Origin of the sequence: Psychrobacter sp. PAMC 21119, from assembly GCF_000247495.1 — a bacterium.
Taxonomy (GTDB): domain Bacteria; phylum Pseudomonadota; class Gammaproteobacteria; order Pseudomonadales; family Moraxellaceae; genus Psychrobacter; species Psychrobacter glaciei.
On record NZ_AHVZ01000023.1, the window covers coordinates 17,650 to 28,915 of the forward strand.

The following is an 11,266-nucleotide window of genomic DNA, read 5'->3' on the forward strand; positions in this document are numbered from 1 at the left end:
CACCATATGGGCTGAACCAGTCTTAATGTCGCTGATGTAAAAGAAAGATAATCATTAATTTATAAAATATATGAAATAACGTTTGACAGGCATATGTAAATCTATATAATACACACCCACAGCAAGGGGACTTAATTAAGTTCTATGTTGTTAGAATTTTTATTAATTTAGAGTGTGACAACTTTAAATGTTAAGACTTCTATAAGATTCCTTTTAAGGAATTTTAACTTGTACTAAGATTAATTAGTTATCTTCTTGCAAAGTTATTAGATTTTTCCCTTTAAGGAAAATTCTCTTGCGAACCTAAAATTGCAATGCAATTTTTTGACGGTTCTCAGGGTGATTAGCTCAGTTGGTAGAGCGTCTGCCTTACACGCAGAATGTCGGCGGTTCGAATCCGTCATCACCCACCACTCTTTTAGCGAAGTGGGCTCTATTTATACGAGTAAGATGCTAAAAACGACCTAAGCAGCGGTAGTTCAGTTGGTTAGAATGCCGGCCTGTCACGCCGGAGGTCGCGGGTTCGAGTCCCGTCCGCTGCGCCATATTTAAAACGAATTTAAACTTTCGAGTTTAAGCAAGTTTCGCCTCAAGTATTAGTTTACTTGAGGTTTTTTTGTGTCTGTTAATTTATCTAAATATAGATTGCTATAAAGTCGTCTGTCTCGGTTGTGGTGGTACAGAATAAGTGCCAACCACATGGGCGACCAAGTCATTAGAGCCTTCTGAGTAAAGAGAAACCTCGCCCACGATTAATGTGCGCCCTACTTTCATTAACGTGCATTCGGCGATGATGCGGGCATCTGCTGAAGGTTTACGCAAAAAATTGATGGTCAAGCTCGTTGTCACAGTCAACGGTACAATACCGATTTTCCCCAATATTGCCACATAGATGGCCACATCAGCGACACTCATCAATACCGGCCCAGAGACCGTGCCCCCAGGTCGCAGCTCATTGATACCTATCTCGTGCGATAAGGTTGAACCCTTCTCATCTACTGACTCGACCCTACATTTGGTTTGCGGAAACTCTGCCTCTATAAAAGCGACGATTTCTTCTTTGCTTGCAGACATACCTACCCCTTGATTTTAATTGTGCTTACTGCCAACGTTTAGCCTTTCTTGTTACATAAGCACTTGCACACATAGTAATAGCATAACTTGGGTCTATTGAACATCCAAATATTAGGAGTACTGATAGCTAAAATCATTAGCTTCTTATAAAAAACGTTTTCTATGAACAGAAGACATGTCATAAATAGAAAGCATTTAGCGACCTATTTATTAGGGCGTAACTGATCAAATTTATTCAGACGACTCGCTATACTTACTATCAAAGACTTACAATCAACACGATAGAAATAACTTTAGATTTAACTCGGTAATATATTGTTAATAGAAATGATTATCATTATAATAAGCGTTTAATATACATGCTGGAAATATTCATGCAACTGTCTCGGTTATACTCTGCTTTATTTCGCCCTAATCTCTTGAATATGTCTCGCCATCCCTTGTCATTAAAATCACTCTGCTCCTCTTGTCTGTCCACATCAGTAATAATACTGGGTGCGAGCCAAGCTGCATGGGCACAAACAGAGTTAAGTGCCCACGCTCAATCCGATACCCCAAGCGTGGTACTCGATGCGATTGTCGTGACCAGTAGTGCTGATGCATCAGCCGATGGGTTGCCAGATGCCTATGCAGGCGGTCAAGTCGCGACAGGAAGCCGCGTGGGTATTTTGGGCAATCAAGACATCATGGATACGCCGTTCTCCACCACCTCATATACCAACGAATATATTGCCAACCAACAAGCACAAAGTGTGGGCGACCTGCTCAAAAAAGACCCGACCGTCCGTGTCGCTAGAGGTTTTGGCAACTTTCAAGAAGCCTACTTTATGCGCGGCTTTGTCACAACCTCCGATGACACCATGTTCAATGGTCTATACGGCATCTTGCCAAGGCAGTATATCGCAACGGAGTTGTTCGAGCGTGTCGAGGTTCAGCGCGGGGCATCTGCCATGCTAAATGGTGCTGCGCCCAGTGGTGGTAATTCAGGCGGCACGATTAACCTATTACCTAAGCGCGCCAGTAATGACCCACTACGTCAACTAACGCTTGGTTATGGCCAAGGTAACCAAGGCAAAGTTGCCGTAGATGTTAGTGATCGCTTCGGTACTGATGATGCGTTTGGCGTTCGCTTTAACGCCGCTTATCAAGATGGCGATAGTGCAATCGATGATGAGTCTTCAACATTAGGCTTAGCAGCGCTTGGGCTAGATTATAAGGGTGATCAATACCGATTATCAGCAGACTTAGGCTGGCAAGACAACAAACTTAAAGAGACTCGCACCAACGTCACTCTTGACAGTGTCTCGGGTGTCCCAAAAGCACCAGACGGCTCAAAGAACTGGGCGCAGCCTTGGACCTATTCAAACGAAGAAGATGTATTCGGTACGATTAGAGGCGAGTACGACTTTAATGATAACGTCACAGCTTACGGTGCTTACGGTGTGCGAAGTGGCGACGAAGCGAACTCTTTAGCGAACCTGACGGTAACGGATACCGATGGCACTGGCTCTACCTATCGATTTGATAATACGAGAGAGGACAAAGTACAAAGTGCTGAGCTTGGTCTACGTGGTCAATGGCAAACGGGTGACGTGGCTCATGATTGGGTACTAGCAGCGGATCGCTATGACCAAGAAGAAAAAGGGGCGTTTGCGTATGATTTTGGCAATCAACCTGCGACTAATTTATACCGCCCTACCGACTATGCTGAGGCCCCTTTTACAAGCACAGCAATCTTCGGTGGTGATTTAGATGATCCTAAATTATCTGCTGAAACCCAATTACAGAGCTTTGCACTCGCTGATACCATATCCTTATTCGATGACAAGTTAAAAACCACCTTAGGCGTGCGCCATCAAAATATAAAAACCACCAGCTATGATTATAATACGCAGGCGAAAACTGCTGACTATGATAAAAGCGAATGGACGCCAAGCGTTGCGCTCGTATATCAGCCAAATATGGACTGGTCTGTTTATGGCAATTATATTGAGAGCCTAGCCAAAGGTGCCACAGCCCCATTGATTGATAATGCCGGCAACACCTTAACCAACGCTGGTCAAAACTTAGACCCTTACGTGAGCAAACAAACTGAGGTTGGCGTTAAATATGACAATGGCAGCATTGGCAGTAGTTTGGCGATATTCCATACTGATGCGCCGCGCGCTTATATCAATGACACCAATACCTTTGTGGCTGCAGGTGAAAACCGTCACCAAGGGGCAGAATTGACTGTATTTGGTAGCCCGAGCGAAAACATGCGCCTTAATGCGGGCGTCAGCTACTTGAGTGCTAAACAAAAAGACACTGGCGATGTCACACTAGATGGCAATAGAGTCATCGGACTGCCCACTTTACAAAGCAATGTTAACCTAGAATATGATTTAGCAGCAGTTGAAGGATTAACCTTGACGGGCGATATCATTCACACAGGCACGCGTTATGCCGATGCTGCCAATACCTTAAAAGTTGACGACTATACGACGTTAGATTTGGGTGCTCGCTATCGCACTGTATTAGCAGGACAAGATGTGACGTTAAAAGGGGTCATCACCAATGTCACCGGTAAAAACTATTGGCAGTCAGTGGGCGGACTACCAGGCTATGGCTATTTAAATGCTGGTGAGCCTACTGCCCTAAAAGTATCAGCGACTTTCGACTTTTAAATTTGAACGCTAAGCCACGCCGATTAAACTGTAGTTATAAAAACGGTTATAAGATTTAGCAGAAGGGATTAGGCACAACCTACTCCCTTTTATGTTATCAAAAATACGCAAAAAACCATTTTATTATTGAGCCATTATGCCCTCTCACGCCACCGCTTCTTTATATCAGATGATTTGGGCACACTATCGCCTGCCCTTTCTTAAAGTTATTTTCCTTAATTTGGTGAATGCGGCGGTCAGTGTGGGCATCATTGCCTATATCAATCACACCTTTATCAGTCAGCCTGTTTTTAATACCTTATCGTGGGCGAGCTTGGGTCAATTTTCAGCTTTGGTGGTGCTGCTGTTAGTCACGACCTTCGTATCACAATATGCACTGACTCGTTTAGGGCATCAGTTCGTCTACGAGCTTAGAACCAAGCTGGTCAAACAAATCATCGACACCAAAGTTCCGCAAATAGACCATTTGGGTAGCGCACGGTTACTCGCCAGCTTATCCTCAGATATTCAATCGATTACCGTCGCCTTTGTGCGTATGCCAGAGCTGGTGCAAGGCGTTATTTTATCGGTTGGTGTCGCCCTTTATTTAGGCTGGTTGTCGCTGCCATTATTATTGATTGTCATGTTTTGGATTGCGATGACAATTTGGATAAGCACCATTTTAGTGAAGCATGTCTATACTCATTTAAGAGAGCTCAGAGAGATTAATGATCTTTTATATGAGGACTATCAATCCATTATAGATGGTCGCAAAGAGCTGGCGCTTAATCAACACCGAGCTGAAAAACTCTATAAAAATGATTTCTTAAATCATGCCAAGTCTTATCAACATCGAGTGATTAAAGCGGATACGTATCATTTATCCGCCGTGAATTGGTCGAATATTATGATGTTCGCAGCCATTGGTGTGGTGTTTGCCGTGTCAAATTATCTTGCTATTCCGATGAGTATTGCCACCACTTTCTCTTTAACCATTCTATTCATGCAATCACCCATCCTCCATGCCGTCGGCGCGTACCCGACCTTACAAACGGCACAAGTGGCGCTGGATAAAATACAATCCTTGGAATTGGCGGAGTACCAACCAACCTTTACGCCGGATATTGTGGTGAACAACTGGCAGTCCATATCATTCAATGATATTGGCTATCGTTATGCAAGTATTGATACCGATGCAAACGAGCTGGCAGTTAAAGAAAACGAGCATGCTAGCGATATCCTAAAATCGGTTAATCTGACTTTAAAACGTGGCGATGTGGTGTTTTTAATCGGGGCAAATGGTAGCGGCAAGTCTACGCTTGCAAAGATTATTACAGGCATTTTCACCCCTAGCATAGGTGCTGTAAAAATAGACAGCCAGCTCGTTGACTCAGAAAACAACGCCGATTATCGACAGCTTTTTTCTGCCATTTTTAGCGATCAGCATCTTTTTAAACAACTGATTGGTAGAGAGGGACAGCAGCCCGATGAAGCGCTCGTAAATACATGGCTACACAAGCTCAATTTGCAAGATAAAGTCAGCGTGACTGACAATCAATTATCGACAGACAAGCTATCACAAGGACAACGTAAGCGCTTGGCCATGCTCATTGCCGTGGCTGAACAAAAAGACATACTGCTACTCGATGAATGGGCGGCTGACCAAGATCCTGCCTTTCGCCGCGTGTTTTATCAAACACTGATACCTGAACTCAAATCCTTGGGTAAAACGCTGTTTATCATCAGTCATGATGATGGTTACTTTGAACATGCCGATCGATTATTACTGATGAAAGAAGGCCGATTGATTGAGCTAAATGCTGAAGAACGGCAACGCGCCAGTGCCGATGCCATTACTATGTTGGCGTAAATACTGGCTTAGTAAAAAGTTAATGACGAATAATAAAAAAGCGGGGCATCTTTTAGAAAGTTGCCCCGCTTTTGTGTAAATAAGAATGACTTTTTGAATGGCTCTCTTATTTTATTTAGGGTCTGTTGAACATTCAAATATTAAGACTGCTGATCGCTAAAATCGCATCAAACCTTTTATCAAATCAGGCGTAAACCGACGATAATGTCGAGACCTTAGTTAGATTTACAACAACGTTTGGGGTGATTTTAGCATCAGCCCCAGGTATACAAGCAGGGGCAGGGCTATTTTTTGCCAATACATGGCGAAATTGTCTACCCTAGAACGACTAGGCGTCAAAAATTTCACTGCGTATTGTCTAAAAAATAGCCACTGCCAGTGCCACATTTGAATGTTCAACAGACCCTAATTTTAAAATAATAACTTCTGTAAAAACCCAACCCGTGAAATGACTAAGAAATCTAGTAATCCGATAGCGACAATCGCGATGATGGCGGTTGGGAATATGATTGCCACTACTAACAAAGGAATGGCAAACGGCCACCATATAGAAAAACTGAGACCACGCGCTGGTGGATTCAGTCCAACCTTTTCACTGGCATGACGTGGACGGCGTTGCCACCACATGATGTAACCGCTCACACAAATAGCAATAACCGATAAGCAAAATAGGACATTGACCAGTACGCTCCACCATCCAAGTGTCCCCATATGAATCGCAATGCCTGCCGCCATAAATTTACCAGAAGCATTGTAATCATCAAAGCGGATATCTGCCAAAATATTGCCCGAATAATGATCGATATGTACCGTACGATCAGCCATTGGATTTTTCATATCATAGCTCATTGAGTCTTGGCTAATCGTCCAGACGCCCGTACTACCCTGTGGCAGATTTAATTGGTAACGTCCGACAATACCAATCTCACGGGCAAATCGATCTACGGTATCGATCATAATCGGTATATTGGACTCGATACCATCCTTGCCAGCGACAGTGCCAGATGCTGGCATTGGTGTCAATTCAAGCACCCAAGGCACATCTTTGGTACTACCCGTATTTAGTGCATCACCATGCGTGGGTGCTGTGACTGGTGTTGCTCCATGAACGTGCGGCGTGGCTTCAGCGTTATTAATATCCATACCAGCATGATGTTGACTGTGATCAATAGAAAGCGGCATTGGCGCAACGCCCCATTTGCCGGCAGGAAACTGACTCCATGCCTGTACCATACGCTCGCCCCAGATGCCTGCCCATGCCATTCCTGAAATACAGAAAAACAGTAGCAACACAGATATCCAACTGCCCAATGTCGCATGAATGGTACGTATGAATGAGCGTTTTTTCTTATTATTTACAGCATCACTGGGGATAAGCATGGCTTTGAGCGATTTGCGTTTTTGCCACCATAGATACCAACCCGTTAGAATCATTAAGATGGTTAATGACGCAGTGGTTTCTTGGATATAGTCACCGACTTTGCCCAATAGTAAATCAGCATGAATATCATTAAAGGTATAGTACAAACCACTATTAGTCGGTGTGCTTTTAACGATATCAGCCGTATAAGGATTCACCGCCACCATATTCTCATGACTGGCTGACTTAACTTGAAACAAGGCAACGGTGTCCGTATCACGAGGCGCGATATATTTCACCAGCGTGCTGTTAGGTAAAGTGTTCAGCGCATTTTTAGCTTGCGTAGAAATAGGTGCGGTCATCGCCGACTCTGGGGTGGTAATGGTGAGGCGATCGTCATCACGACCTGCAAGGTTAGACATCAACAGCATGCCAAGTGCGCTGCAAGCTAGCATAATTAAAAAAGGTGCTATAAACATTCCCGCATAAAAATGCCAACGCCATACCGTAAAATAGCGTTGAGTATTGGTTGATTGACTTGTATGTCTGTTCATAAATATGACCTTTAACAATCTTTGGTTGCTCAATGAACGATCTAGACCTATTAATAGTAGTAATAAATCCTGTCTGCCTGTTGATCTAAAAGTTGATTCCAAATAGACGGCTGCATCATACGAGAAAAGCCTTATAAACACCATTGCTTATAGCCAAAAATTATCGTCATATTAGGGCGTTTCTTCAATTTTCATGTTTGCATCATAGTCATCTTGATGGGCTAAAAATGGGGCTACTTCACTCGACACCTCACTAACAACGCTTTGTTTGTAAATTTTTAATGATAATGATAATCATTAATGTTATTATTCCTTTTCTTTCGCTTTCGGCATTTGATAACTTACAAGGAAATAATGATGCGTTTTATCTCAACGTCTACATCCATTCGTCAAAAACGTTTAACTCTCGCGGTGCAATTGGGATTGGCAATGGGTTTGAGCCACGCAGCTTATGCTGAGACAATGCCGAATAATATCGAAAACAGTGTTGAGAACGACGTTAATAATGATGAGACCGTGACACCATCGACCACCTTGGATACCATTACTGTCTATGCCGACAACTACCGTAGCACGGGCACCAAAACAGCGTTAGATCCCAATGACGCGCCCATGAGCTATACGAGAATCGATCAAGCGCTATTGCAAAAACGTCAAGCAGACAGTGTCAATGCAGCGTTACGTTATGAGCCAGGGGTGAGCACTGAGAGTCGCGGTACGGTGTCCATCTTTGATGAATACAATATTCGCGGTTTTAAAACGTACTCCAATTTTTACGATGGATTAAGACTGCCCTACGATGGGGCTTGGAATCTGATGCCGCAAGTCGATATCTACGCAACAGAAGCTGTCGAAGTGGTCAAAGGGCCAGCATCCTCACTCTATGGCTATGCATCTCCAGGTGGCATGGTCAATCAAGTCGCCAAAACCCCAAAAAGCACTCAAGCATCTGAGGTACAGTTGCGAGTGGGCAGTCAAAACCTAAAAGAAGTAGCGGTCGATACGACAGGACCTATCTCAGACACGCTCAATTATCGTTTGGTGGCATTAACACGCAAAAAAAATGGGCAGATGCAAACCACAGAAGAAGAACGCACCCTGATCAATCCGTCACTGGAATGGCAACCGACAGAAGATGTGTCCGTTCTTGCCAATCTGTTTTATCAGGATGATCCAGAAATGGTGCCTTCCACCCCACTGCCTGCCGTTGGCACTGTCTACCATGCCAGCTATGGCAAATTGGGCAGTGATGCCTATGCCGGTGATGAGTGGAATCACTTCAGCAAAGAAGTACTCATGCCGAGTGTCACGGTGAACTGGGACATCAATGATACGCTCACCTTTAAACACATTCTGCGCTATACCGATGCCGACGCGCAGCAGCGTAATATGTACAACAGCGGGTTTGTAAGCGGTAGTGATAAGATACTAAATCGCGTGGCCTACACCACCGATGAGAGCATGAGCAACTGGACCACGGACAACCAGCTTGCTTATCAGTTAGATACTACCCATACCTCGCACAATTTATTATTTGGTATTGAGTATCAAGAGACAGACAGTACCGCCACTTATTATGATGCTGGTGCAGATGGCACGCCAAATCTTGACTTATCCAACCCAGATTTTTCGCAAATCAATGCCAATACGTTGCCTTTAGAGGCTTATCGTCAAGAAGAGGATATTAAACAAAGCCAGCTTGGTTTTTATGTGCAAGACGAGATGAAATGGCAAGATTTGATAGTAGTAGCAGGCTTACGTCACGATAATTTTGATAGTATCACTAAGCAAACCAAGGCTTCTAAAGGTACCATTTATAGTGATAGAACCATTGATAACGATGCGTCAGAAACCAGTGGTCGTCTCGCAACTATCTATGACTTCGATAATGGATTATCGCCTTATGCCAGCTATTCTCAGTCCTTTCAGCCAGTCGTTGGCAGCAATTTTATTACCAATGAAGCCTTCAAACCCACCACCGCCGATCAGCTAGAGGCTGGTGTCAAATATCTCTCTGCCAATCGCGCCACACAAGGAACATTAGCAGTATTTGATATCACCCAAAAAAACGTCGTGGTGGCTGATGAAATCAATTATAGAAGTCAAACGCAAACGGGTGAAATTACCTCTAAAGGCTTTGAAGTTTCAGGCAGCCACATGCTTAACGACTGGGTAGATATTGCTGCCAGTTACAGCTATACCGATGCTGAAATTACAGAAGATGAATTCAACCCTGAGGTGGTCGGCAATACCCCTGCGCAAACGGCTAAACACAAGGCAACATTGTGGGCAGATTATTATGCTACTGACAAGCTCAGTCTCAATGCTGGCATGCGCTATGAAGGCGGTATGCAACTTGATAAACAAAATTCAGATGAGCTGCCAAGCGTGACTTTGGTAGACATTGGCGGCAATTATCAAATCAATCCGATGCTCACTGTCGGCGCGAGTATCAACAATCTCTTTGATAAGACCTACGTCGGCGCTTGTTATGATATTAATAATTGCTGGATGGGACCGGAGCGCCAAATGTCCGTCAGCCTAAAGGCCAGTTTTTAGGCAATGTAGAACTTACGCTTACTAGACGTGTCCTCAATCTGAACGAACTTGACCAAATGGATCAAAAATGACTTCAAACATGAAACAATTAAATGGAGGAAGGTATTAAAATGGCAAAACCCACCCCAAGAATGCTAGATGTAATTGGCAGTAAATACCTCACGCCACATATGTGCCGTGTCACGCTTGGCGGTGCTGGACTGACTGATTTTCCGGCAGATCAAGAAAGCGCGTACATTAAGCTGATATTCCCTCAAGGCGATGAGGCTCGACCATTGATGCGCACCTATACCGTCAGCGTTCAACGAAATGACGAAATCGATGTCGATTTTGCGTTACATGAGACAGAAGGCCCTGCTTCAACATGGGCGCGTAACGCCCAAGTGGGTGAGCAAATATTAGTAGGCGGCCCCGGACCAAAGAAGCTTATCAATAATGAGGCTGATTGGTTTTTATTGATCGGTGATATGACAGCGCTGCCGGCGATTACCGTCAATCTTGCCCAGCTACCTGCTGACGCACACGGCTATGCAGTCCTTGAGGTTACCACCGAAGCAGATAAGCAACTACTCAAGAAGCCAGACAACGTTGACATTCATTGGGTGATAAATGCACATCCAAATGAACAAAGCAGCCCATTACTTGATCGCGTTAAAACGCTTACGTGGCTAGCAGGACAACCTGCAGTGTGGGCGGCATGTGAATTCCATAGTATGCGTGCCCTACGCCATTATTTTAAGGTAGATTGCCCAATACCAAAAACGCATTTATACATATCCAGTTATTGGAAAGTCGATAGCACAGAAGATCAGCATAAAGTTGTAAAGCAAAAGGATGCAGAGAGCGTATTATAATTTCGGTGTGCCAGCACGTATAAACGAAACTGACATCGAAACTATAGTCAAGGCAAAGTAAAGCAATCACAGATCCAAAGAAAATAAAAGAACAGCGTATCTATACAATCTATTTGCCAATCCTTACGTTTTCTTTTCACCCAAGCCCACATCTGCTCGATAGGATTTAGGTCTGGACTATATGGAGGCAGCCATAAAATAGTATGTCCTGCCTCTTCAAGAAGTACTTTGGTATCAAGCCGTTTGTGGAAGGTGGCATTGTCCATGACAATAACACTATTCTGGGTATCCAGGTACTAACAGTTGTGTCACCCAACTGTGAAAGCTGAGACTGCCAAGGCACACAGGGG

Annotated in this window: 7 protein-coding genes and 2 tRNA genes; 6 read left to right on the forward strand and 3 right to left on the reverse strand. The window is 44.0% G+C overall.

The window, feature by feature from the left end; all coding sequences use genetic code 11:
- The first annotated feature begins 337 nt into the window (after positions 1–337).
- Positions 338–413, forward strand: a tRNA-Val gene (locus tag RH96_RS09465).
- A 55-nt stretch (positions 414–468) separates the two neighbouring features.
- A tRNA-Asp gene (locus RH96_RS09470) sits at positions 469–545 on the forward strand.
- A 103-nt stretch (positions 546–648) separates the two neighbouring features.
- Here RH96_RS09470 and RH96_RS09475 read toward each other — a convergent pair.
- Complete coding sequence (locus RH96_RS09475) at positions 649–1,074, reverse strand: PaaI family thioesterase (protein WP_010200318.1); 426 nt, start codon at positions 1,072–1,074, stop codon at positions 649–651.
- Positions 1,075–1,448: 374 nt separating this feature from the next.
- Here RH96_RS09475 and RH96_RS09480 point away from each other — a divergent pair, with 374 nt between their 5' ends.
- A complete protein-coding gene (locus RH96_RS09480) occupies positions 1,449–3,740 on the forward strand; it encodes a TonB-dependent receptor (RefSeq protein WP_141629733.1) in 2,292 nt (763 codons plus the stop codon).
- Between the two features lie 136 nt (positions 3,741–3,876).
- Positions 3,877–5,589, forward strand: a complete 1,713-nt coding sequence (locus RH96_RS09485; protein WP_010200324.1) for a multidrug ABC transporter permease/ATP-binding protein — start codon at positions 3,877–3,879, stop codon at positions 5,587–5,589.
- Between the two features lie 411 nt (positions 5,590–6,000).
- Here RH96_RS09485 and RH96_RS09490 read toward each other — a convergent pair whose 3' ends face one another.
- Positions 6,001–7,503: a PepSY-associated TM helix domain-containing protein gene (locus RH96_RS09490; RefSeq protein WP_010200326.1), complete on the reverse strand. Its 1,503-nt coding sequence runs from the start codon at positions 7,501–7,503 to the stop codon at positions 6,001–6,003.
- A 357-nt stretch (positions 7,504–7,860) separates the two neighbouring features.
- Here RH96_RS09490 and RH96_RS09495 point away from each other — a divergent pair, with 357 nt between their 5' ends.
- Together RH96_RS09495 and RH96_RS09500 are read left to right on the forward strand one after the other, a co-directional pair.
- Positions 7,861–10,062: a TonB-dependent siderophore receptor gene (locus tag RH96_RS09495; RefSeq protein ID WP_010200329.1), complete on the forward strand. Its 2,202-nt coding sequence runs from the start codon at positions 7,861–7,863 to the stop codon at positions 10,060–10,062.
- A 110-nt stretch (positions 10,063–10,172) separates the two neighbouring features.
- The gene (locus RH96_RS09500) at positions 10,173–10,916 is read left to right on the forward strand and encodes a siderophore-interacting protein (protein ID WP_010200331.1); all 744 of its coding nucleotides are present in this window, start codon (positions 10,173–10,175) and stop codon (positions 10,914–10,916) included.
- 47 nt (positions 10,917–10,963) lie between these two features.
- On the opposite strand, the gene RH96_RS09505 is transcribed toward RH96_RS09500, so the two are convergent.
- Positions 10,964–11,209, reverse strand: coding sequence for a transposase (locus RH96_RS09505; RefSeq protein WP_141629734.1), 246 nt, complete (start codon positions 11,207–11,209; stop codon positions 10,964–10,966).
- Between the last annotated feature and the right edge of the window lie 57 nt (positions 11,210–11,266).

Bases quoted from the DNA above. Each gene is read 5' to 3' on its own strand.
- RH96_RS09490 (WP_010200326.1), bottom strand. From the start codon at position 7,503: ATGAACAGACATACAAGTCAATCAACCAATACTCAACGCTATTTTACG.
- RH96_RS09485 (WP_010200324.1), top strand. From the start codon at position 3,877: ATGCCCTCTCACGCCACCGCTTCTTTATATCAGATGATTTGGGCACAC.
- RH96_RS09495 (WP_010200329.1), top strand. From the start codon at position 7,861: ATGCGTTTTATCTCAACGTCTACATCCATTCGTCAAAAACGTTTAACT.
- RH96_RS09500 (WP_010200331.1), top strand. From the start codon at position 10,173: ATGGCAAAACCCACCCCAAGAATGCTAGATGTAATTGGCAGTAAATAC.
- RH96_RS09475 (WP_010200318.1), bottom strand. From the start codon at position 1,074: ATGTCTGCAAGCAAAGAAGAAATCGTCGCTTTTATAGAGGCAGAGTTT.
- RH96_RS09480 (WP_141629733.1), top strand. From the start codon at position 1,449: ATGCAACTGTCTCGGTTATACTCTGCTTTATTTCGCCCTAATCTCTTG.